This is a genomic window from Collinsella sp. BIOML-A6, assembly GCF_009875845.1.
Classification (GTDB): domain Bacteria; phylum Actinomycetota; class Coriobacteriia; order Coriobacteriales; family Coriobacteriaceae; genus Collinsella; species Collinsella aerofaciens_H.
The window spans coordinates 1,332-24,948 of record NZ_WWSL01000017.1 but is presented as its reverse complement, the minus strand read 5'-3'; the positions used below and the strand labels follow the sequence as shown (position 1 = coordinate 24,948).

General features: G+C 53.3%; 22 protein-coding genes. 8 read left to right on the top strand and 14 right to left on the bottom strand.

Annotated elements, in window-relative coordinates; all coding sequences use genetic code 11:
* The first annotated feature begins 36 nt into the window (after nucleotides 1-36).
* Nucleotides 37-618, top strand: coding sequence for a hypothetical protein (locus GT495_RS06875; protein WP_204986898.1), 582 nt, complete (start codon nucleotides 37-39; stop codon nucleotides 616-618).
* Between the two features lie 16 nt (nucleotides 619-634).
* Here the strand turns inward: GT495_RS06875 and GT495_RS06870 are convergent, their stop codons facing one another.
* From GT495_RS06870 to GT495_RS06840, 8 genes are all read right to left on the bottom strand, one after another.
* Nucleotides 635-1,858: a S9 family peptidase gene (locus GT495_RS06870; RefSeq protein ID WP_080821964.1), complete on the bottom strand. Its 1,224-nt coding sequence runs from the start codon at nucleotides 1,856-1,858 to the stop codon at nucleotides 635-637.
* Nucleotides 1,859-2,140: 282 nt separating this feature from the next.
* A complete protein-coding gene (locus tag GT495_RS06865) occupies nucleotides 2,141-2,722 on the bottom strand; it encodes an NAD(P)H-dependent oxidoreductase (RefSeq protein ID WP_080821963.1) in 582 nt (193 codons plus the stop codon).
* 158 nt (nucleotides 2,723-2,880) lie between these two features.
* A complete protein-coding gene (locus GT495_RS06860; protein WP_080821962.1) occupies nucleotides 2,881-4,566 on the bottom strand; it encodes a VirD4-like conjugal transfer protein, CD1115 family in 1,686 nt (561 codons plus the stop codon).
* Nucleotides 4,553-4,912: a hypothetical protein gene (locus tag GT495_RS10670; protein ID WP_080821961.1), complete on the bottom strand. Its 360-nt coding sequence runs from the start codon at nucleotides 4,910-4,912 to the stop codon at nucleotides 4,553-4,555. The genes GT495_RS06860 and GT495_RS10670 overlap by 14 nt, the downstream gene beginning before the upstream one ends.
* The gene (locus tag GT495_RS06855; protein WP_204986897.1) at nucleotides 4,909-5,241 is read right to left on the bottom strand and encodes a hypothetical protein; all 333 of its coding nucleotides are present in this window, start codon (nucleotides 5,239-5,241) and stop codon (nucleotides 4,909-4,911) included. Before GT495_RS06855 ends, GT495_RS10670 begins: the two co-directional genes overlap by 4 nt.
* 18 nt (nucleotides 5,242-5,259) lie before the next feature.
* The gene (locus tag GT495_RS06850) at nucleotides 5,260-6,180 is read right to left on the bottom strand and encodes a DUF3801 domain-containing protein (RefSeq protein WP_204986896.1); all 921 of its coding nucleotides are present in this window, start codon (nucleotides 6,178-6,180) and stop codon (nucleotides 5,260-5,262) included.
* 105 nt (nucleotides 6,181-6,285) lie between these two features.
* Nucleotides 6,286-7,758: a relaxase/mobilization nuclease domain-containing protein gene (locus GT495_RS06845; protein ID WP_080821959.1), complete on the bottom strand. Its 1,473-nt coding sequence runs from the start codon at nucleotides 7,756-7,758 to the stop codon at nucleotides 6,286-6,288.
* Between the two features lie 2 nt (nucleotides 7,759-7,760).
* Nucleotides 7,761-8,156: a MobC family plasmid mobilization relaxosome protein gene (locus GT495_RS06840; protein WP_080821958.1), complete on the bottom strand. Its 396-nt coding sequence runs from the start codon at nucleotides 8,154-8,156 to the stop codon at nucleotides 7,761-7,763.
* 708 nt (nucleotides 8,157-8,864) lie between these two features.
* Here GT495_RS06840 and GT495_RS06835 point away from each other — a divergent pair.
* From GT495_RS06835 to GT495_RS06820, 4 genes are all read left to right on the top strand, one after another.
* A complete protein-coding gene (locus tag GT495_RS06835; RefSeq protein WP_080821957.1) occupies nucleotides 8,865-9,206 on the top strand; it encodes a hypothetical protein in 342 nt (113 codons plus the stop codon).
* A gap of 43 nt (nucleotides 9,207-9,249) precedes the next feature.
* Nucleotides 9,250-9,672, top strand: a complete 423-nt coding sequence (locus GT495_RS06830; RefSeq protein WP_080821956.1) for a hypothetical protein — start codon at nucleotides 9,250-9,252, stop codon at nucleotides 9,670-9,672.
* A 34-nt stretch (nucleotides 9,673-9,706) separates the two neighbouring features.
* The gene (locus GT495_RS06825) at nucleotides 9,707-10,126 is read left to right on the top strand and encodes a hypothetical protein (RefSeq protein WP_204986895.1); all 420 of its coding nucleotides are present in this window, start codon (nucleotides 9,707-9,709) and stop codon (nucleotides 10,124-10,126) included.
* A gap of 606 nt (nucleotides 10,127-10,732) precedes the next feature.
* On the top strand, nucleotides 10,733-11,302 hold the full coding sequence (locus tag GT495_RS06820; protein WP_080821954.1) for a recombinase family protein: 570 nt from the start codon (nucleotides 10,733-10,735) through the stop codon (nucleotides 11,300-11,302).
* 15 nt (nucleotides 11,303-11,317) lie between these two features.
* On the opposite strand, the gene GT495_RS06815 is transcribed toward GT495_RS06820, so the two are convergent.
* The 3 genes from GT495_RS06815 to GT495_RS06805 all read right to left on the bottom strand — a co-directional run bounded on the left by GT495_RS06815 (nucleotide 11,318) and on the right by GT495_RS06805 (nucleotide 13,152).
* Complete coding sequence (locus GT495_RS06815; protein WP_080821953.1) at nucleotides 11,318-12,277, bottom strand: tyrosine-type recombinase/integrase; 960 nt, start codon at nucleotides 12,275-12,277, stop codon at nucleotides 11,318-11,320.
* A 74-nt stretch (nucleotides 12,278-12,351) separates the two neighbouring features.
* Complete coding sequence (locus GT495_RS06810; protein ID WP_080821952.1) at nucleotides 12,352-12,570, bottom strand: hypothetical protein; 219 nt, start codon at nucleotides 12,568-12,570, stop codon at nucleotides 12,352-12,354.
* A gap of 3 nt (nucleotides 12,571-12,573) precedes the next feature.
* Nucleotides 12,574-13,152, bottom strand: a complete 579-nt coding sequence (locus tag GT495_RS06805) for a ParA family protein (protein ID WP_080821951.1) — start codon at nucleotides 13,150-13,152, stop codon at nucleotides 12,574-12,576.
* Nucleotides 13,153-13,726: 574 nt separating this feature from the next.
* Here GT495_RS06805 and frc point away from each other — a divergent pair.
* Nucleotides 13,727-15,037 carry a formyl-CoA transferase gene (gene frc, locus GT495_RS06800; RefSeq protein ID WP_003843361.1) on the top strand — a complete coding sequence of 437 codons (1,311 nt, stop codon included), beginning with the start codon at nucleotides 13,727-13,729 and terminating at the stop codon, nucleotides 15,035-15,037.
* A 252-nt stretch (nucleotides 15,038-15,289) separates the two neighbouring features.
* On the opposite strand, the gene GT495_RS06795 is transcribed toward frc, so the two are convergent.
* The 3 genes from GT495_RS06795 to GT495_RS06785 all read right to left on the bottom strand — a co-directional run bounded on the left by GT495_RS06795 (nucleotide 15,290) and on the right by GT495_RS06785 (nucleotide 20,247).
* Nucleotides 15,290-16,366, bottom strand: coding sequence for an AEC family transporter (locus GT495_RS06795; RefSeq protein ID WP_003838691.1), 1,077 nt, complete (start codon nucleotides 16,364-16,366; stop codon nucleotides 15,290-15,292).
* Nucleotides 16,367-16,450: 84 nt separating this feature from the next.
* Complete coding sequence (gene oxc, locus GT495_RS06790) at nucleotides 16,451-18,220, bottom strand: oxalyl-CoA decarboxylase (RefSeq protein WP_129880193.1); 1,770 nt, start codon at nucleotides 18,218-18,220, stop codon at nucleotides 16,451-16,453.
* A 194-nt stretch (nucleotides 18,221-18,414) separates the two neighbouring features.
* Nucleotides 18,415-20,247 carry a peptidase gene (locus GT495_RS06785; protein WP_161162692.1) on the bottom strand — a complete coding sequence of 611 codons (1,833 nt, stop codon included), beginning with the start codon at nucleotides 20,245-20,247 and terminating at the stop codon, nucleotides 18,415-18,417.
* A gap of 269 nt (nucleotides 20,248-20,516) precedes the next feature.
* Here GT495_RS06785 and GT495_RS06775 point away from each other — a divergent pair, with 269 nt between their 5' ends.
* Together GT495_RS06775 and GT495_RS06770 are read left to right on the top strand one after the other, a co-directional pair.
* Nucleotides 20,517-22,712, top strand: coding sequence for an alpha-1,4-glucan--maltose-1-phosphate maltosyltransferase (locus GT495_RS06775; protein ID WP_129880195.1), 2,196 nt, complete (start codon nucleotides 20,517-20,519; stop codon nucleotides 22,710-22,712).
* Between the two features lie 216 nt (nucleotides 22,713-22,928).
* Nucleotides 22,929-23,423: an inorganic diphosphatase gene (locus GT495_RS06770; protein WP_003838679.1), complete on the top strand. Its 495-nt coding sequence runs from the start codon at nucleotides 22,929-22,931 to the stop codon at nucleotides 23,421-23,423.
* Nucleotides 23,424-23,617 lie beyond the last annotated feature (194 nt).

Genomic DNA, 23,617 nt, shown 5'->3' with positions numbered 1-23,617 from the left:
ATTATTGTGCTTCTTGTGTTGGGTATTGGTGCGGGCGTGCTGATCGGCAGCCATATGGCAGGCCCCTCGCAGCAGGCCACATCCTCATCGTCAAAGACGGTGCAGGAGTCACCAGAGTCGCCCGAATCGTTGTGGCATGGAAAGGATATTCGCAAATCCGGCAAAGGCGTGTATCCGGGCATGGATAAGGAACGCGCATGCACCCAAGCAGGCGTGGAAGCAGCATACTGGCTCATTAGTGGTTCAGGCAGTCAGCGTGAGGAAGAGCTGTATAAGCGATTCTTTCTTCCTAACCTTATAAGCGCAGATGTCGATCCAGAGTCTACCGCTCACTGGATCAACCATGGTGATCCGCCCTTTACCGGCGTTCCATTCGATATCACTACGGATATGTTCGGTACAAAAGTCGATGACAATAGTATTGCCTGCGTAGTTTCTTATGATGGTAAAGAGCATGGGAAAGATGATATACCGAATAGTTCTGACCCGTATCCGGATTCCGGCGCAATCTATTTCCAGCTTGCACGCGACGATAAGGACTCCGCGTGGTATGTGATGTCCACGATTTATAACCCTAGTGATTATCAGCGCAATATTAAGCAGCAAGGAAATAATTAACTAAAACTTCCCAACCCTAATTTATCCCTTTCTGATTCCATTCAAATAAAGTATCCAACCAATCAAAAACGGCATTATGGGCAAGTCTCAAATTGTTGACTTGACAATGGGCGTCCGCACCACTTTCCGCCTCAAATATTTGAAGTTTAGTTTGCGGATTTTTAGACTTAAGCGCTTCATAAATCGTCCTGGTCTGGTGTTGCAATTCGACGCTTTCACCTTCTCCCATGATGAATAAGCAAGGGCACAGAATTTTTTGATAGTCTACAACCTTTGCACGGCTAAACACCTCAGTAATAGCGCTCTTAAAATCAGAAGCGCCAAACTGCCAAGCATATTTTTTAAGATTTAAATCCGCAGACTCATTCAAATCTCCAGCTAACCTTAAAACGACATTCATTAACCAACTTGGAGTTTTTAAGCTTGACCCAAATTCTTTTCTAAAGAGTTCCGCAATGTCATAAATGGCTGTACTCGCAATCCATGCATGAATTCTCGAATCTTCTTCGGCAGCTTGTGCGGTAAAATACCCCCCTCCGCTGACACCATAAATGGCTAAATCATTCAGCTCGGGATTTCTGCCTTCCAACCAGTCTATGCACAGTGAAATTGGAATAGCGGCATTCACATCAAAAGTTAACCCTCTACCAGGGTTAGTCCCTTGACCAGGAAGGTCAACCATTAAAACATTGTAACTTCGCCTCCATCCAGGATAGCCAGCAAAGTAAAATAAATCTTCGCGATAAGTATCCCCGCCACCAACCATGATCAAGGTTGGACAATTATTGCCGCTGTGAAGATAATAACCCGGTAAATAGGAATCCTGATAATCAATCGTTAGTTTTTCGACTGGGGCTCCCAGCGAATGGACTGCGTCAGAAAACGCTCTCTCCATTTGATGAACGGTAGACAGATATTCGTCAGAAAATGGATTGATAAACTGGATTGCTGAACGAAATGAATAGGTCTGTGCCAGATAATACTGTGCTTTTGTTTGCCCACTCAAATCCGAATTGCTTACTTTTTGTTCAAGATAGTCCCCATGTGATAAAAAGACATTTTTCCAGTCATCGGGCTTTGGTGATTTTCCCAACTTTTGGGCAAGATAATAAAGTTCTCCGTGAGAGAAGCCAAAAACTTCGCCAATACCTAACAACCAATTAAAGAAAAAATCCGTATCACCATTCTTGAAAAATATTCGGGTGGATTGCCTTTTTAAAATGACCTCATTTTCCTTCATCACTTACCTCCTGTTTTCTGGATTTTTCATGTGGGAAGTTTTAGTAATTAAATGGTTGCCATCCAGTATACCAAGTGTGGCACTATAATAAATGAGGGGATTCTTTTCTGTCCATCCCGCCAAGCACCTCTGTCCCTGTCTTCTTCAATCAGCGACGTAGCGGATACACCTCACCTCGGAGAGGTGGAAGACGGCTCTCAGATTCAGGATGAACGAGCTGGTGATGCGACGCTATCGTCTCCCTGAGAAGCGAGGCCCTCGATTCTGGTGTGGTCGGTTTGGCTACAATTTGCTTGCGTATTTTTGTACCTTGGCGAGGAATCGTGTGCGCTTGCGTGGGGTTGATCTACGTAAGTAGGACATCTGGTGGTGTTTGATGGTCGTGACGCCGCACATGATTTTGAGAATCTGGTGATGGAGGACCTTACCATAGTCAGGCTCGAATAAGCGTGCATAGAACCCCGGAGTATCGTTCGTGGTGATAATCCATGCTTTCTTGCCCTTGAGCAACCCCTTGGGAAACACTCCCCGATACACGTAAGCGAACCCTTTGGAGAAGACACGATCGATGAAGCCCTTAAGGATGGCAGGCATGCCGGACCACCAGATCGGGTAGATGAATACGAGCAGGTCCGCGTCGGTAATGATCCGACGGTACCGCTCGGTATCCGGGTCGATGTTCAGGTTGCGGCGCAGATGGTTTTCATCGAAGCGCAGGACCGGATCGAAGTTCTCCTTGTACAAATCAACCACGGTTACTGAGTGTCTGGCGGGGTTATCTTCCAGCCCCTGCATGACGGAGTTCAGGATAGCGTGGTTGTATCCGTTGTCATTAGGATAAGCGTAAAGCACTGCGATATTCATGAACCTATTGTATGAATCGGGACGTGCCTGTTGTCATGGATATGTCCCGATAGCTTAATCCTTGATGAGCAAGGCCGTATCATTGAGATACCGTCCCCCTGAGAAGCAAGGCCCTCGATTACTGCCAAGGCATCGCCTTTCGCCCCACCCTAGGGGATTTAGCTTAATTTTCGACTGTAGAACGGTTTGAGACCGCGCAAAATATAGACGCACATCGCATTATCCAATCGTCCGAGCTCGTCCGCGGTGAGGAGTTCTCGCTTTTGTGCGGATTGCTGGATGCTGTAGGAGCCGTTCATTCCCTTGTTCTCCGTTGTTGATGTTGTCCAAATGGTTTGATTGCCCAGTATTGTGCTATACCATTTCGTGGTTGTCTCATCATTGCCGCCCAGGAAGAGCTTGCTGTCGCAGTTGGCGGTGATGGTTTCCCACTCGTCCTTGTAGAGCGCCTTGATCTGGCTAATTGTCTGGAGGATGACCGACACGCTCATGTTTCTGCTGCGCATGGTGGAGATAAGGATCGGGAATCCTGGTATCTTGCCAATGTTGGCAAACTCATCCAGCATGCAATGCAACGGAATGGTTAATGCGCCGCTCGCATTGTGGTCTGCTTTATACATGGTGGTTTCGAACAAGCATTGATAGAAGATGGATGCCAGATACGTGAATGTCTGGTTCGTGTCACTGATAATAATGTAGATGACGGTGGGCTTGTCCCCTACCTGGTCGAGCTGCATGGTGTCATTATCCAGGATGGTTTTAATACGCCTCGCGTGCAGTCCTGCTGTTTGGTTCGCAAGTGTCGTGATAATGGAGGCGCGGGTTTCTGCGGGGCCTTGCTCGTAGGTTCGGTATTGGCTGCAAGCGAAGTCGAGGCCTTCAAGCATGGCAAGGCTTTCCCCGTCATAATCATCCGCGGATTTCTCAGCGTCCTCGATGAAGGCGCGCGTTTCCGCCATAAGGTCATCGATAGGGCTCGCTTGGTCAGGGTCGGATTCACTTGCGCTCATCTGGCTGAGCATATTCATGACGGTGTTCATGTTGCGCGTTTCCGGATCCTCCGCAAAATACGTGTAGGCAAGCAGGCTGGTCAGCAGGCTTTTGGACGCTTTATCCCAGAAGTCGCCATAGTTTTTGGTGTTCGCTCCTGTGTTGGTGATGATGTTATCAGCAAGCCTTATGAGGCTTCCTTCTGGATCATCAGGATTCATATAGTTCAGCGGGTTGAAGTGGTCTGAGGTGGCCATGTCGATGAGGTTAAAGGTTTTAATCCGCCACCCAGCCTTACGCATCTTTTCGGCCGTTTGGTGATGGATTTCGCCTTTCGTATCAGTGATGGCAAGACTGATTGGAGTGTGATGGGTGGCCATGTTGGTCATGTTTGGTAGGACATAGCCGCGCGTCTTGCCCGAACCCGATGCCCCGGTGACCAGGACGTTGAGGTTACGCCTCGTCTTATATGTATCCAGGGCGAGGGCTTCACTGTGGGTCATGAGGAGTGTGTTACCCGGGTTCTTGTCACTGTAGGGTCGCATGTCCGTGCTGCTTGCCCAAGCGGCGCTGCCGTGTTCCTCACCGTCTCTTGTGACGTGTTGCCCGCTGTAGTGGTAGAGCAAAGCCAGGAGCACAATGGCTGCTATGGCGGCGCCTGCGATGAGGTCTATACGGTTCATACTGGGGACCGGGTTTTTATACGCATCCAAGCTTGCATTTATCGCGGCTAGGGCATCGTGGGACGCTATGTAGGATACGCGTACTGGCCTGCTGACGATATTGCCCGCATAAAAGCCCATGAGAGTAAGGATGAGCCATATGATGGGGCTCATTTTCTTATTCGATGTCATTAGTGCCTCCTTGATCGTCGTCCGTCATCACGGTGGCCAAGTCCGCCCATGGATTCATGGAGGGTAGTGGCGGAGTTTTCGCACGTTGGCGCCGCTGCGCCTCATGTTTGATTTTCTCGATGAGACTTGTTTTCGTCCATTGCCCTTCTGGCGGTTGGAATTTGCCGCGCACTCCTGGAGCGTAGGGTTCATGTGCATCCTCTTGTGCGGCGTCATCGACTATGGGGGTCTCGTCCCTGAGCTGACTGTGGATGAGAGCATGGCTTGGCTCCTCAGGCTGCACATGATGCTCGCCCATACATACGATATGCGGGTTGGCCAGGCTGTCTGCGATGGTGATGCTCATGCCTGTCCCGCTTGTCTGCTGGTGTGGGTGGCCATGTTCAGGATACGAATTTTCATGTTTTCGCTTCTACCGTCGAGGCCGACGGTTTCTGGGCCGGTTACGACGCCTTTGATGATGACATCTTGACCTTTCACCCATTCCTGGAAGCTGACCCATTGGGCTGTCTTTTTGACGGCTTTTGCATCCACATATGTTGTATTTCCCCGCTCGTCATGGCATGCAAGAGTGAGATAATAGACGACTGTCGAATCATCTGGAGTGTATTTGGTCGGCACCGTCACGATTTTGCCGTCACACCATACCATGTCACCGACATGCGCTTGCATCACGCACTGCTCCTTTCGCTGTTACTTTTTTATTGTTGCGGGTTTCTTCATGGTGTGGCGTTGTGCGTTGCCGGTTGTGCGGCGTGCTTGCGAGCGGGCCTGGGCGCCTTTCTTTACCGCTTTTTGCACGTCTTTTTTCGTGAGCTTGTGCCCTTTCTTCCGGGCTTTGACCTGGTTAATGTTGTCTTGGCCGTACAGGTCGAGATGGTCTACCGTCTGTGGATGCTGATTCAAAAACTCGTTCGCTTGGCTGATGGTCGGCTCGCCTTGGAGGAATTCCCGCGCCTCTTTTTCTGGGATGAATCCTTGGGCTACTTGCTCACCGATAAGCTCTTTCTGCCGCGAGGTGGCGGGAGTTGCGTGCCAGTAATCCGGCCGTTCGACCGACACGGTTGCACTCTCCACTTCTACGGGGATTCCTGCTTCTTTCAGCTCAACCTCTTCGCGGGCAAGGGACTGTTCATCGACCTTTTCCATATCAGGATCATTCAGTTCCCTGACTGTTTCTTGAGCGTCGGCGATCGTTTGGTTGATGTCGTCCGCGCTCATGGTCGGGTGTATGCGCGAGAGTGTATCTTGCACAAATTGCGATGCTTGCAGCGGGAAATCAACAAGAGCCGTACCGTTTTTCTTGTTCTGGCTGATATGAAAATCAATCCCGCTCTTTTCCAGCTCAGCTGCGAGTTTATTGCCTTGCTCGAAGTCAAAATCAAGGCGTGCGGTGGCTCCGCCTGTTTTCCGATTCAGGTTTTTCAGGCTCATCTTTCCTGTCGTCTGATGCTTCTTGATTGCCTGATGGGTCTTATGGACCGCTGCTTTCGAGATTCCAAAAACTGCTTGGATAAATGCCTGGGCACCATGGGCCGTCAGTCTTACTGCTACGCGTGCCACGGCCTCGGTTCCTTCCTTGATGGCCTGGGTCGTTTGTTCCTCCAATGGCATTTGTGACTCCTTAGCGTTAATTTCCTTGGTTCTCTTTTACCTTTTATCGTCCTCGTTTTTTCATGATTTTAGGGTCATAAGACATCTGCTTATGGACACGGATTTTTAGCGGGAGAATCCCGGTCTTTGCCTCTGATCGTGTTCACGTATTGACTCGTCGACGGCTTGAATCCGTGTCCGGAGTGTGCTGATGGTGTCTTCCAGTCTGTCCATGTGCTCATCGATTTCAAAGAGTTGTATTTCACTATCTTCGTTATCCTCATCCAACGCGATCCTGCTGATAACGTCTTGGCGCGCAATCATCAAACTGGTCAGTGTTTCATCAGCCTGTTGGAGCGTACCGGTCAATTCCTGTATCACGTTATTCGCACTTCCACCATTGCGTGCGATCAGGGATAGCGCTGTTGCTTGCCTGGAAATCTCACCTGCCATACGCATCTGATTTCTCATCCATCCGTTCTGTTTCGCGTTTCCATGCAATTCGATCCGTGGCATATGGCGTCGCACGTCTTTAAGGTCATTCCAGGTTTGCGCAGGCTGTCCGAATGCCGCGTACAAGTCACGCATACTCATTTTTCCCATGCCCTTCCCCTGCCGGTCGGAGACAGGAATCCCGGTGTCCTGTCCGAAATAGATACGGATAGTCGTACCGGTTCTTGTCGCCATGGTTTTTGGCACAGTGATACGTTTGTTGCCCTTGGTGTGCGGGATGATGATGCGGATTTTTTCGGGGTCTTCGTAGTCTATGAGTTTCCGATTGACACTGATATGCTTCAAGGCTTGATGGTTCAGTTTCATCATCACAGCACTCTCATCGTAGGCCATGCCGAGGCGATTATCACGGTACTTTCTCCCCGTTGCCAGGTCAGTATAGGTGATGTGTGCGCCACGAATGTTCGCCTCCACCTGATATTTTTTGAGCGTATTGCTGAACTCAGTAAAGGTTTTGGATTCCGTGCATGCACGGTCAATCATGTCACGAATACGTTGCTTCTGCCCTTCCCCACGAAGGCTCGCGTAATAGTCGCCACTACGCAACCACAAGGTTGGGTTCTGGCTCGTCTTCATGTCTTGTCCGTGGCGTGGACTGACATTGAACCCGTATTCTTGGCACAGTTCATCACTGATAGGTGTCCACCTTTTCATGAGTGTGTTCTTATCCAAGCGCATCTTGTAATGCGTCTTGCCATTCGTATTACAGATGATGATGTGATTATGGATATGGTTCCTATCAATGTGTGTAGCAATCACATACTTGTAGGCTCCATTGTCCGTGATTCTGTTGGCGAATTCCATTCCTAACCCATGCGCCGTGACCGGGTCAACATCGTCTTTGGGGTCAAAGGATTGGATCACGTGACGAGCTAAGGTCGTGTTCTTCTTCACGCCTGCCATGCTGTTTTTATCGTCCGTCATCATCGCCTCGGCAAGATTGCTTGGATTCCGAATATCGGGGTCATCGTGGAATAACCAGGAAACGGTCACGTAGTATTTGTCTTGTGTTTTGTCATCTCTGGTGATGTAGGCAATAGCTTTATTCAGACTCGTTTTTATCTGTCCGACCTTGACAATTGCCATGATTATTCCGCCTGTTTTCCGTACGCGTGGGCTGCTTGTTTTTCGATGAGAATGAGATTCTCTTCATGGAGTCTATCGAGTTTTTCCTGTACGAGTCGGAGTAGGAGTGTGGCCTCGCGTATCGTTTCTTGACTGATGTTTCTCCTCGCATTAGCGACATGTGCAATTTGATTAATATTGTTTGCCATTCCCCTGATTTGTTCGTGGAGCTTGTCGGTGTCAGCGTTGATCTCTACCGTGATGGTAAAAGGCTCCGAGAGAATAGAGCGCGCCCATTTACTAAAGGATTGGCCGTCCCCCGCTTCAACTTGGTAGCGCTCATAAACATGATTCCACTCCTCGTCAGTGAAGAGAACCGTTCTCCGAATATTTCTGGTTCGGCTGCCTTTCCAACTCATTTATATGCCCCTATTCATGTGTAGCTACATTCTCATCATGCACACGATCGCACACGTATAAGGAACATAAAATACGAAGGGATTGTTCATCTTCTTTCATTGCTGGCAATGAAAAACTGCGAGGGGTGTGGGTCTCCCACAAGGACAACGATTTTTATCGTTGCGCCTAGAGTACGTACTCTAGGCTATCCTTGCTATTCCCACACGGCCGAAGGCTGCCGTGGGATGATCGGACGGCAACCGGTCAATTTTATGGGAATGGCACGGAGTGAAAAAGCAAGAGGTTTCACGCGTTGCCTTGTGCAAAATGAGCATAGAAAAAGAGAGCTAAACCGGCTAGGGTCTAACTCTCCTATAAGAGTCGTGCGTGGTTAGTGTCCACAGTAAAGATTTGCCGCGAGGGAGCTCGCCTCGTGTCCACGAGTTTTCAATCCTTACGGGTCGGTTCGGGCAAGACGCGCGGCATCTCTTCAAGCAATTGTTTTATTTCTTCCACATTGACGTGTTTCATAATCAAAGGCGTTCCAACGGTCATGCCGCCTAAACAAAAAGGCAACAACGAACCATACATGAACCATATTCATGGAGCTAATCCGTATCTTGCTCGGCAATGAGGAATTCATATGCTTTTATGCCCCTGTCTCTGTGTGGTCCGTGATTGAATGAATGATGTCACATGCAATAGGCAATTTTGAGGAAAGGGAAGCCATGTTGGCTGATGATTTGAAGGCCGTACAGCGCAAGATCGTTAAGGATTCTTTCGCGGATAAGATGGCCGCGTTAAAGAAACAGGAGGCTGAGTTTTCCGACTTGGTCAGTGACCTATTCGCATTGCGTTCTCTGCATGATTCTTTACAAGAAAAGATGAACGCATACCGGGATACGTATTTGAATAGGAATAAGGCACGCTTGGTTTTGGAGGCCGGAGTCACTACTGCTGAGTTGCGTTATATTATGTCCGCTTCAACCAGCCTCGAAGCACAGGCAGGCGAGGAAGCTCAGCACAGTGAAGAAAACGAAACACCGCAATCAGACATGGTCCAAGAGTAAATTGAGAAATACAAAAGAAGCAAGGGAAAGATAGGAGGTTATCATGACGATGGATTGGGGCGATACCGTCGCGTTACTGCTTCTCATATCTCCTCTTATCATTGTCGTGCTCGCTCTCGTCATCGGTGCCATTACTCTCGCTTTTGGAGCGGGTGCCGGGATTCTCGCCGGCATCATGAATTTGATCACTCGCCCTATTCAATCAATCTTGTGGGTGGTTAAGTGGCTGCTTCTTATCGCCGCATCGTTTGCGGCGTTGTGGGGTTTCATCTGGCTGTTCTTCCCCGGGCATCGTCTTCACGGTGGGCTTATTCTTGCGGGGGCGGTTCTCGCTGGTTTTACCAGCGCATCGTGCGAAGTGGGACGTGACTGGCTCAAACAGAAAGCTATTGAGCGTGCGCAACATCGTCAGGTCAGGCGTGAGCTTAAACAAGCTGCTCGCCAGTACGAGGACACTGTAAAATAGTGGAAAAGTTTTCAATGGGTTTACGGAGGCTATGATGCAGGCAGTAATGGAAAAGACACGCGCCACGGAAGATGTGCAGCATTTCATTGACACGCATCCTTATGCGAGTGAATATTTCATTGATGCTGATGCGCTGCACGCGGACGGGGCCACCGTGGAGGCGTTCAAGACTTACTTGGATAGGAAGCTCCTGAACGCACGCGTCGACAGGTTTGAGGATGACATTCATCTTTTTTATGGCATTCAGACCGAGAATGCTCAACTCGCAGGAGAAAGTCTGGGTTGGAATGCTGTTGATCTGGAATATCAGCCATGGTTCCGACGCTACTTCAGCAGTGTTATTTCCTACGAACCAGGTTCTAACGTGGAAGATGTATTCCATTCACTAGATGAATGGGATGCTAAAGGCTGGAACCACGAGTCGGACCTCGATGATTTCTTCCCAAAAAACTAGACGCTGATAATTATGGCCGGCACTTCATCGCGAAGACTCATCCATTTTGATCTGCTCCAAGAAGGCTTGGAATATTTTCATATAGACTCCTCCGCTGCCTATCGTCGCATTCGTTCCTGGATGGATGGGCATGGTTTTGACCATGACCAATTATCTGGGTATCTTTCTCGCTCACCACTAACTGATCGTGAAGTTTACAGACTTCACGATCAGTTCATACGTGAAAATCCAGAGATCGCTGCATGCATCGAAGGGTTCCAGGTTTCCACGATCACTCAAAATATGGAACTCAGCGCACGCACAACCAGAAAAGTCAAGCATTTCGGTTCCGACTACGAGAAGGTTTCTCGCATGGCACGAGCCACCAGGGAGGCACGCAACAGGAGCCGACCAAGATCAACGGAGCCGAAGACCTCCCACCATCATAGGTAGAATTCATCTACTCCGTACACTGTTCTAGAGGTGTGTAGTAAACGAACGTTTATTACACACTTTTTTATGTTCCGTAGCCACCGCCCAACACGCCGGGAAAAGTGTGAAACAACCCATGTAAAAAACAGCGAGGAGAAACACCCATCTGTCCCACCAGTTTTTACACTGAGCAATATGAGAATCGGTTATGCACGAGTAAGCACACTCGGCCAAGACGAGTCCCTTCAGACCGTCGCACTCCAAGCGACAGGATGTGAGAAAATCTTTATCGACCATGCGTCAGGCGCGAAGACAAGCAGGCCTGAACTTGACCGCATGCTCGATCTTCTACGCGCCGGGGATACGGTGGTGGTATGGAAGCTCGACAGGTTAGGGCGTTCCACCCAGCACCTCGTTTCCTTGATCAACCACTTCAAAGACAATGGCGTAGAGTTCGTGTCACTGACAGAGAATATGGATACCTCTACCCCTGGAGGAATTCTGATCTTTACCGTTTTCGCTGCCATGGCGCAATTTGAGCGTGATCTTATCCGCGAACGTACCCGGGCCGGTCTCACGGCGGCCAGGGCACGCGGTAGGAAAGGTGGTAGACCCGCCAAACTCGCCCCAGACCAGATTAAGGCTATTCAAAGCCTCTACACCAGTCAAACACTGACCGTCACCCAGATGGCTCAGCAATATCACGTGTCGAGAAAGACGATTTACAACGTTTTAAGACAGTACCGTATTATTGTAGTACGGTAGTAATGTAGTATTTCTTTACTGTGGTGGTATCTCAAGTTGTGCACGCATGGCCACATCCCTCAAATGAGTATCGTCAAGCTGCGCATACACCTGTGTTGTTTCCACGCTTTTATGACCGAGCAAGGCCGCCACAGCGTAAATGTCATGGCTCGTTTGATAGGCACGAGTCGCGTATCTATGCCTTAGACTATGCGCGGAATACCCCTTCGGGAGGATCCTTTTCAGATGGCGCGATATGTAGCTTGCTTCGACATGTCCGCCAAAGCGTCCAGGGAAAACATAACCATGGACTTGTAAGACCAAAGTGGCGAGTCGCTGGGTGACGGGAATAATTCTTTCTTTTCCACCTTTACCATGGACCAGCAAGGAGTACTGCCCGGCAGTTTCGCTCACATCAGCACTGTGTACGGCAGCCATTTCGCTGCGTCTTAACCCCGCGTCCGCTCCTAGAAGGAGCATAAGGCGCTCTTCGCCGTTTGCTTTCATAAAGGCTTCACGTAATGCCATGTCGCCAATAGGATGTGGAACACCCTGGCTGCGTTTTACCGTGGGAAGATTCGCCGTGGGGTCGCTATTCTGGCCAATGTTATGGGATAGGACGAGGTAACGGTAAAAATTGGTGATGGTTTCCTTGTACGAGTATCGTGTCTCTGCCGCCCAATTTTTACGGGCGAGAACAGAGATAATGTCATCAAAATCAACCTGGCTAAAAGGCTTGCCCATCGTACTGGCGAAATAGTGTAGCTTATAAATACGGCTTTTAATGGTTTCTTGGCTTTTGCCTGCGGCGCGTAAATACTTTTCCCATTTTGTAACTCTGTATGCCCATCCGCGTGGCCATACGAGTGTCTTTCGTTGCGTTGTGCACATACCTTTCCACGCTAGGAAACAAGGCAACACGCCATAACATCCATTACGCCATTTAACTGAAATGCGAAGTAATAACCAGTTCAAGTAACGTATGAGAACAATCATGCAAATTGGGATCCATAGGCCGCCTGCAAAGCGATACCTGAACTGGTTTCCCACTCTTTCGGAGTGAAATACACTTATTGGTCAAGCCACGCTTCTAATGCTTGATGGACAAATTCCTGCACGGTGAGATCCTGTTCAAACGCCTCACGCTTCACCCTTTTCCATTGCTCAGGATCTACTTTGATACTCGTCGTCTGCCAGTACGCAGAGGAACGTGTGTTATCTGGCACGTTCGCAAGCTGTGCCACTGTTGTCCTTTTCTGCGACTGTGGGGTCAGGTTCATGTTTTTCATGTCTTATTCGCCTTTCATCATAAGTTCTATTTCTTGCCACGCTTGTGCATATTCCCACAGCTTTTTAGGATTATGCCCCATCGAAGTTTTAATGTCCTGGCGCTTGTGAATCTGCGCATCAAATAATGGCGTCGCCCACCGGTTAAAGGCTTCCATAACGGCTTTCATAGCACGTGTGCCAGACTCTACGCGTACGAGAAGCACCGCTGCTGGCTTATCCGTAGCCGATAGTGTACTCCATGCCTGCTGGACATCAAGTGGGCTATCTGAGCTTGGAACAATAACGAAGTCAGCGGTTTCCAATGCCGCCTGCAATCCTTGCCCCGTTGGTGCAGCATCCACGATTTCCATCACGTTTTCTTTTTGCGGACGGCGTAGTGTTGCTGGGTTCGCTGCCTGAACCTCGAAACCAAGAGGATCGTTTTCGTTTTCCGCCATGAACGCCCATTGACTTGCGGATCCCTGGGGATCCGCATCAAGGAGCACAACCTCGTGGCCTCGCGCTGTTGCCGTAGCCGCGAGGTAGATACTTGATGTGGTCTTACCGACGCCACCTTTAGCGTTTGCTATTGTGATTCTCATATTTTCCCCTTGTACAGTATTAGAGTAATGGAGTAAAGAAGTAAAGAAGTACTGTAGTGCGGTAGTGTTGTAGTACTACTATTAAGGAAAAGAAAAGGTTCTTCTGAATACTCGTAAGACATTGGAAATAAAAGCAAATCCAGAGGTCCATGGTTCAAATCCATGCCCCGCTACCAATTGAGATAAGCCGTCAGATGAATAATCTGGCGGCTTTTTCGTTCACGGCAATGGCAGTTTCACACTACGACCGGGTACTGCACACTCCAGCACCACATAGCGCCGTTATCACCGCACAAATTGGCCCATTCCCACGGAAAACCGATCCGTTTCCACAAAAACCGACCTGTCTATGACATCAAGCGCTGGAATCAGACCACTTTTTATGGGAATGGGCCACTCAATCACGGAAAACGGAAACCAGGTGGTTTCCCGCGCTTTTTGCGAGATCCAGCCGCGTGGCGCGCCTCAGCAATCCGCCCAAAGCCAAAGGTTGTTCCTACTGGCTGAAAATCCCGCAATCTCCAAGGTTCAACGGGATACATTGACCTCGTTGACTACAACAAGGAGGTCACAAATGACACAAGATACCGCTCCCCTCAAGGGAATCAAGGTCATCGACTGGACTCAGGTGCAGTCCGGTCCTTCCTGCACGCAGATGCTCGCCTGGATGGGCGCTGAAGTCATCAAGGTGGAGAAGGTTCAGGGCGGAGACCCGACGCGTAACGAAATGAACGACGTGGACGGATCGTATTCCCTGTACTTCCTTCAGCTCAATGCCAACAAGAAGTCCATCACACTGAACATGAAGGATCCTGAAGGCAAGAAGATCCTCACCGATCTGCTGAAGGATGCCGACGTATTCGTCGAGAACATCGGCCCGGGCGATGTCGAAAAGCTCGGCTTCGGCTGGGACGAAGTGCACAAGATCAATCCTCGCTGCATCATGGCATCCCTCAAAGGATTCAACAAGGGCAGCCGCTTCGAGCATGTGAAGGCATTCGAGCCCGTCGCCCAAAGCGCCGGCGGTGCGGCTTCGACCACCGGCTGGTATGACGGCGAGCGCAATGTGCCAACCCAGTCCGGTGCGGCTTTGGGCGATTCCAACAGCGGCATGCATCTGCTGATCGCCATCCTGTCCGCACTGCTGCAGCGCCAGCGCACCGGCGAGGGCTGCTACGTCTACCAGTCCATGCAGAACGCCGTGCTGAATCTGTGCCGTGTCAAGCTGCGTGATCAGCTGATTCTCGATCGTCTCGGCAAGCTCTCCTATTATGACTGCTATCCGAACTACAAGTGGGGCAAGGCCATTCCGCGTGCGGCCAATGCCGAGGGCGGTCTGGTGCTCGGCTGGTGCTATCGCGCCAAGGGCTGGGAGACCGATCAGAACGCCTATGTGTATATCGTGATCCAGCAGTCCAAGAAGGGCTTCGAGAACTTCTGCCACGCCATGGGCTTCGAGGATTGGATCACCGATCCGCGTTTCAACACCGCCAACGCCCGCGATGAGCATAAGGAAGAGGTGTACAAGCGCGTCGAGGAATACACCATGCAGTACGACAAGTACACGCTGACCAAGGAGCTGGGCGCCAAGGGCGTTCCGGTCGGCCCGGTGCTGGACTGGAACGAGCTGGAGAACGATCCGGATCTGAATGATGACGGTACCATCGTCACCATCGATCAGCAGGATGCCCGTGGTGACTTCAAGACCATCGGCATGCCGTTCACCATGAGCAACTTCACGCCTGATTACCAGCGTGCGCCGAAGCTTGGCGAGAACAACGAGGAGATCCTCAAGGGTCTGGGCTATAGCGACGACCAGATCTCCGAGCTGCTTTCCAATGGTGTCATCGGTGGCAATGATGGCGTGAAGGCTGATCTGAAGTAGCCTTTGCCGCTCGTCGCGACTTTCCTCAGGGGTCGAATCCTTCCGGTTCGGCCCCTTTTTATGTTTTACCGTGGATTGGCGCCCCATACGCCGCGTGGCTTTTTCATATCGATTCGAATGCAGTGGGCATTCACTGGCATCTGATGCAACCACCATATGATCGGCATGCACTGCGTTATGCGCGTTGCTCACGCATGCAGCAAAAAGCCCCGCACCTTTCGGTACAGGGCTCATCAAACCTATGGAAACGGTTCAGTGCACGCAGAACGGTACGAGCCAGATCCACAGCAGGCAGGTGGCTGCGAACACGACGGTCGAAACGGCCGTGGTCGAAGCGCCTTCCTTGACATAGATGTTGTAGCGGCTGGAAATGATGATTCCGGAGAATGCCGGCGGCAATGCCACCGCCATGACCAGCATGGAGATCTTGTCGATGTCGCCGCCCATGCCACATAGCAGACCCACGCCCAGGAACACGGCCGGGGTGAGAATCAGGCGGAAGAACGTGTTCCAAATGGTTTCCCAGCCGAGAGAGAACTTCACGGTGGACAGTGCCAGGCCTGCGGCGAGCACGGCCACACCGGAGTTGGCCTTGGCGATCAGGTCGAAGGTCGGCGCCACCTGATCCGGCACGTGGACGCCCAGCAGCACCAGGATGATGGCCAGCAACGGCGCCCAGCAGACCGGCTGCTTCAGTGCATTGAGCAGAGCCTGAAGGTTGCCGTTCTTATTCTTGCCCGCATTCGAGGAGCCGTGTACCAGGAGTTCAGCCGTCTTATCCGCCTTGGCATCCTTGGACGGATCGACCGTGACATCACCCTTTGCGTCGACCACGGTTTCGGCGGACAGTTTCGCACGGTCCTTGGCTTGGCCGAGATTGATCAGATACATGCCGATAGGAATGGTCACGGCGTTGACGACGATGGAGATGATGGCGATGACCAGATTCGTGCTCACGGTGTCGCCGTAAATCGGGTCGAGCACTGCGAATCCGAGGAATCCGATGGTCGGAGAGCCTGCGATCAGCGCACTGACGGCCGCTTCCTGGATGCTGCGGTGAAACAGCAGACGGCACAGGTAGTAGCAGACCATGAACATGACGATGACGCCGATGAAGCCGATGGCGGTCAGCGTTGCGTCCTGTGCGAGCATTTCGCGGGTGGCCTTGATGATGGATACGAACAATGCCGCAGGAAGGGCGATGTTGAGCACCACTTTATTGAGACCTTGACGCTGATCATCGTCAAAGTAGCTGAATTTGCCACAGATATAGCCCAGTGCCATGATGACGATGATCGGCACAATATCGTTTATCAGAATATTTACCATTATTCAGTTCTTTCGATCTGGAGCACAGACCCGCGGGCGCACGCATCCCACCGTTCGCACGCCCGCGGACTCGCACTCACCTGGTTACATGCGTGCACCGGAGACGTAATCGTGCGAGGTGACTTCGGAATCGACCAGAGGACCGACCACTGGCTTCGGGTTCAGCGCGCCGATGTTGCCGGATTCCTTGCCCGCATATTGCGCGATCTGCACGTGCACGAAGCTCGGACGCCCGGATTTGACCGCTTCCTCGACCATCTTTTCGACATCTTCAGGGGTTGTGGCGTAATAGCCCTTGCCGCCAAAGGCTTCGATCATCTTCTCGTAGTGTGCCTCATAGGTCAGGGTCAGCGGCGACGGGTCGCCATCATTGCCGAGGTTTTCGAAGTCGCCACGGTAGATGCCGCCGTTGTTGAGCACCACGAAGGTGATTGGCAGGTTATAGCGGCAAGCCACTTCCACTTCCATGCCGTCGAAGCCAAAGGCGGAGTCGCCGCCTACGTACAGCACCTTCTTGCCCGTGGAGACCGCAGCGCCGATGGCGTAGCCGGTGCCGCAGCCCATCACGCCCCACGTGCCGCAGTCCAGACGATGACGTGGCTCGTACATATTGATGATGTTGCGGCAGTCATCCAACGAGTTGGCTCCCTCATTGGTGAGGATGAGATCCTCATGGTGACGGTCGTAGACCTTCTTGATGGCGCCAAGCGCGTTGTAGTGCCCCATCGGCACCTGATCGGAGTTCTCCTTCGCCGCGAACTTGGCCACGTTCTTGGCACCGGCTTCCTTCAGCATGCCGAGCCATTCCTCAGAAGCCTTGAACGGGAACTCAGCCAGCGAGCCGTTGAGCATGGTCATGGCGGACCTGATGTCTCCGACCACCGGAACGGCGATCTCACGGGCGTTCTCGATCTCTTCCGGATCGATGTCGATCTGGATGAACTTCACATCCTTGTTCCACAGCTTGCCCTGGCCGAAGGAAAGCATCCAGTTGAGGCGTGCGCCCACCAGCAGTACCACATCGGCGCTGCCCAGGGCCAGGGAGCGGCAGCTGGCGGTGCTGTGCGGATCATCGTCCGGAATCACGCCCTTGGCCATGGACATCGGCTGGAACGGAATGTCGGTCTTCTTGACGAATTCGCGCACTTCCTCTTCGGCGCGGGCCATCGCCGCACCCTTGCCGACGACCATCAGCGGACGCTTGGCCTGATGGAGCAGTTCCAACGCCGCATCAACGGATTCGCGTGCCGGCGGCATGGACGGAGCCGGATCGGTGGCGGTCCACAGCAGCCTGTCGGCATCATCCTGGCTCAGCGTCTGGGCGACGGTATCGTCCGGGAAATCGATGTACACGGCACCCGGGCGACCGGAGGAAGCGACATGCATGGCGCGCGCCACAACCAGCGGAATGTCCTCGATCCTGTCCACGCGGAACGACGCCTTGCAGAACTGCTTGGCATAGCTCATCTGGTCAAGACCCTCATATTCGCCTTCGGAAAGATCCACGACGTGGCGGGTGGACGATCCGCCGATCATGATGACCGGATAACCGTTCGTAGTCGCCTCAAGCAATGCCGGCAATCCGTTGAGGAAACCGGGGGCGGATACGGTCAGGGCCACCGATGGCCTGCCGGTAATGAATCCATCGGCCGCGGCCGCGTTGACCGCATCCTCCTCATGGCGCATACCGATGTAGCGCATGCCCATGCCTTGGGCGATGCGGGCGAAATCGGTGACCGGGATGCCGACCACGCCGTACATGTTCCTGATGCCGTTCTCCATCAGAACCCTTGCAAGGTAGTGAGGGGAATCGGTCAGATTCTGACGCTGCACGTTCTCGTTTTCGTCTGTCATTGTTACCTCCAATCAAAACGACAACGTCATGATTGTAGATAGGCAAAAATGTGAATTCGTCGGTAGTAAAAACCGTTCGTCAGTGGCTTAAAATCAACGATTTCCCGGTATCGAAGTCATATGCTTGATTTTTTTGGAGGGGGCTCCCCGAAGTCTTTCGACAGTACCCCCTGTCACATGGATCGAAACACCCTTCATCGACGTTGCACGGCAAACAGCATGAATGCCCCCGTCGCCAGCGCGGCGATCACTATACCAAGCGCCAGCATGAACGAGCTTCCCGTTTTCGGCATCTGCATCTCGTCGGCCGCCACCACCCTGACGCGCTCAAGTTCATCGGCATATGAGCTGACCGCCGCCCCGACACGACTGTCGCCTTCATATTTCCAGACGAATACGTACCAACCCGACTGCTGTGCGCTGATGTGCACCGGATTGCCATGGGCATCCTTTTCACCGTCGCCCACACGAAAGGTGCCGCTGACGGCCGGGTAGTCCCAGGTGCCGATCAACCGGTGATTGTCATCCTCCTCAGGCTCTTCATAGGTGTCCGGCTCGCAATCATCGGCGGCCCACCACACACTTACCTGCGCATATGGCGTATCCGCACCGAATCCATAGTCTTCGTTGCCGGAGAATGTTCCATGATCGTCCGGAAAGCCAGATACGGTGATGCTGTCGGAAATCTCCTGCCCTATCGTTGCGGTTTGCCGATCCGCCTTGGATCGCACCTCGAGCCGTGCACGATTCACGTTCGTCTCCTCGGCGTCGAGGAACGCACTGACCACATCGCCTTCCAACGTCCGTTTGACCGCATCCGTCTGCAGGTCGCGTTCGATGGCCCACACCCATGTACCGAAGCCGCCATCACCTCGCGCCGCATATGCCGTTGATCCAGACGGCTGGGTGACCGCGAGCGCCTCCCGCTGCGGTTGTTGGGCATTCAACGTGATTGAACCGTATGCCGAAGGGGTGTATCCGGCCACCGCAAGCCGTGCTATAAACGTCTGCGCGTCTTCGCCATCATCGGGTACGATGCGTTGACCGAGCCGCTCGCCTTCCAGCCCATCGAAATACCAGCCAGTGGCCTGATATGCGGCGCCTTCCGGCCATGTTTGGCCTTCAGGCATGTCGAGACGTACGGTGTCGCGCACCTCCTGACCTGCATCGACCTGCTTCGAGGCGACCGTCGTCGAAATCCGCGGATGCGTCGGCATGACGACGTCGAAGGTCAGCAGGTCGGCACTGTATTGCGTCTGATCGTCGAAGGTGACCATCTGCTGTGCGGTGGTGGCCTGTTCCAAAGCAAGCCGTTTATAGGTCACCTGAACATTGACGCCGCCGCTGCCGGTCGCTTTCCAATGCAGTCTCTGCGCCTCCTTGGCCGTGACACCCGTCACTTTGGCCTTGTCATTGTCGAATACGGCGGGTCCGCTGATGACGGCGGTGAAACGAATGCCCGCCAAGGAATCACCGTTGGCATTGCGGGCCATGATATTGACGTCGCCCTCACTCAGTCCTTTCGTGTTCTCCCGTGTGACGACCATGGAATCACAGACGTTGTCCGCGGCTTCCTTCCAGAGTTCGTTCACTTTCTGTTCCAGCCCGGCGTAGATGCCGAACAGGTATGTCTCATGACGGCTCCAGACGGTCTGATCATCGTAGGCGCGATGTACGAGTACGCCGATGGCGGCATGCAGCAATGCATCGGTTTTCAGACGGTTGCCGTTAATCAACCATGCCAGACGACGTGAGGTGTCGTCTGAGGCCATGACGACGGAATCGGTGGTGATGTAGTCCGTTTCCATTGCGATTTGCCGACAATAGTAGTTGTGCCCTTGTGTGCCTCGGGCACTTACCCCAATGGTGTATTCCCTGCCATCGAGCGTATATGGGTAGTAGGTTCCCGCCCTGGCTTTTTCCAGCTGAGCGGCTTGCGCCGTCGGGCATCCCGCGGCCACGACCATTATCAGCGCCAGCACCATGCTGACGAGGATGGCGAGGCTCCGTTGCTTCATCGCATTCATGACATTTCCTTCGTGAAGATGTTGTCGCACGTTTTTCGTGAGGTGAGTCGAGGGTGCCATATGAGCGTTGCGATGATGGCGATTTTCGGAGGTTGTGGACGCCTCAGCGTCTGCTTCGGCGTGTTGTGGATAACTTGGTGGCCGAAACAACGCAAGTTATCCACAAAAAACGATTCACCCGACGCAATCGTCGAAGTTATCCACCGAAAAAATGGATTTAGGGTGCATCAAGTTCCCTTCGGGAGCGTCACGCCTCTATAATCGGCGGTATGGCAGTAGAAAAGAGCGCATCCGCGCACACCAGCAAAGCAGCACCGGCAACCGACAAGAAGCCGGTCCGCAAACGTCGTACGACCAAGGCCAAGGCCGCGGTACCACAGGTGGTCGGAGAGGCTCCTGCGCCCATTATCGAACGCACTACACCGGAACAGTTCGGTCGTGTCAATGTCATTGATATCACCCCGGCCGCCGACAACGGCCTGTTCCCCGCTAGGGTGGAGCTCGGGGAAGCATTCACGGTGACTGCCCAGGTATTCATCGAAGGCCGCACCAAGGCCGGCGCCACCGTGTCGGTACGCAGCGCCCGCGGCCGTGAAGTGAGCCGCACCCCGATGATCTGCTCGAACCCTGGTCTGGACCGTTGGACCGCGATGGTCAGCATCGGTGAACACAGTGACCTTAAGCCTTGGGACGCCGACTACGCGTCCGTCAAACGCCAGCTGGGCGATTGGAATGTCGTGATCGAAGGCTGGGAGGACACGTATCAGTCCTGGCTGCATGACGCCGCCATCAAGGTCGAGGTGGGCGACGATGTGGAGAACGCGCTGGAAAGCGGCGCGCAACTGCTCGCCCGTTGGGCCGGCGCCAAGGATTCCAAACTCTCTGCGGCCGACAAGAAGATTTTGCAGGCGGCCGCCAAGACCATGGCCGACAAGTCACTGTCTCCGGCCGACCGTCTCGCCGCCGCCGAAACAGCTGATATCCAGCGCCTGCATGAGACCAATCCGCTACGAGACGGCCTGTCCGAATCGAATCCGCAGCGGTTCCGCGTGGAACGTCCGAAGTCCAGCTTCGCCGCATGGTACCAGTTCTTCCCGCGTTCGGAAGGCGCCTACTACGGCGAAGACGGCAAAATCGTGCAGGGCAATCTCAAGACCTCTCTGGCCGGCTTGGAGCGTGCGGCCGCTGAAGGGTTCAACATCGTGTATCTGCCGCCGATCTTCCCCATCGGTGTGACCAATCGCAAGGGACGCAACAATTCGCTGATCGCAGGCCCGAACGATCCGGGCTCCCCGTTCGGCATCGGCTCCGAGCTTGGCGGCCATGACACCGTCGACCCGCTGCTGGGCACCATGGATGATTTCAAGGCGTTCTGCGAGCGCGCACACGAGCTCGGTCTTGAGGTCGCGCTCGACTTCGCCTTGCAGTGCTCCCCCGATCACCCGTGGGTCAGGCAACATCCGAATTGGTTCCGCACCAAGCCGGACGGCACCATCGCCTTCGCCGAGAACCCGCCGAAGAAGTATCAGGACATCTACCCCATCGACTTCAACGCCGACATGCCCGGCATCGAAAAGGAAGTCGAGCGCATCATGAACCTGTGGATCGCCGCAGGCGTGACCATTTTCCGCGTCGACAATCCGCACACCAAGCCGGTACGTTTCTGGCAGGATGTGATTGCCGCCGTGACCAAAAAGCATCCGGAGGTGCTGTTCCTGGCCGAGGCATTCACCCGTCCGGGCATGATGCGCGCCCTGAGCTACGTCGGATTCACGCAGTCGCACTGCTACTTCCCATGGCGTAACGGCAAGGGCGAACTTGAGGAGTACCTCGAGGAGACCAACGGCGACGGCGGTTTCTACCAGCACAACACCTTCTGGCCCACCACGCCCGACATTCTTACCGCCTACGTGCGGGACAACGGCATCGCCGGCCATGCGGTGCGTGCGGTGCTCGCCGCGATGGGAAGCCCAAGCTGGGGCATCTACAACGGCTTTGAGCTGATCGAGAACAAGCAGCGCCCGGGCTTCGAGGAGCAGATCGACAACGAGAAGTACGAAATCAAGGTTCGTGATTGGGCCGAAACCGACAAGTACGGCATTGCGGAGCTGCTGGGTTCGCTCAACAAGATCCGCGGCGAGCACCCGGCATGCCGCAGCTATCACAATCTGCATGTTCTGCCGAGCGACGATGCGAACATCATCGCATTCCTGCGCCAGACCCCGGCCGAACTGACCGGCACCGGCAAGGCGGATACCGTGATCGTGGTGGTCAATCTTGACGGACACAACGCACATCAGGCCATCGTGCACTTGGAGCGTGGCGAATTCGGTCTGCCGACCGACAAGCCGGTGAAGGTACGCGACGAACTGACCGGCCGCGAGTTCGAGTGGGGTTGGGACAACTTCGTCTCACTCGCACCGTGGGCCGACGTGGCGCACGTGCTGACGGTGGTCGAGGACTGATTCCGCTCAGCCCGTCGCACCTGATTGAACAAGGTCCCCCAAGCGAAAGGCGTCGTGGTACGTTCAGCATCGGAGAGGCCGGCAGGCCGTCCGAGATGCCGATTGCAGCAACAAACTCCATTACGCAACATATCGAATGAACAACACCGATGATGCCCGGAAGCGGGTATCCTAAGTAACGAACTACTGCTGATCACACCGATCAAGGAGAAAACAATGGCAGAAACCTTCAACGTCGTGGTGGAAATCCCGCGTGGATCCAAGAACAAGTACGAAGTGGATCACGAGACCGGTCGCGTGTTCCTGGACCGCACCCTGTTCACCTCTATGGGTTATCCGGATGATTACGGCTACATCGAGGGCACTCTGGGCGAGGACGGCGACCCGCTCGACGCCCTGGTCATGATTCCGAATTCCGTGTTCCCGGGCTGCGTGGTCGAGTGCCGCGCCGTCGGTCTGTACCACATGGTCGACGAAGCCGGTGGAGATGACAAGGTGCTGTGCGTGCCGGCCGATGTGCGTTTCGATGACATCAAGGACGTTGATGACGTTTCCGAGTACCACAAGGCTGAAATCAAGCACTTCTTCGAGCAGTACAAGGCTCTGGAGCCGGGCAAGGAGGTCCTGCCGGGCGATTACTGGACCGGTGTCGCCAAGGCCGAGGAAGAGATCGTGGCCGCCCGCAAGCGCCTCGAAGAATCCGAGAAGTGATTCTTTTCCACAATGAGTAAGGCTCGCCGATATCAATCGGCGAGCCTTTTCTGTTCCCATAGCGGCCCAAAACCTCCATACACTGGAGGAATCACCCCGCTCAATGCCAGATCTGCGGCTCAAAACCTCCAGTGATTGGAGGAATTTGACCGCTCAAACCCCGCCCGGCGTCCAGATTCATCCAGTGACTGGAG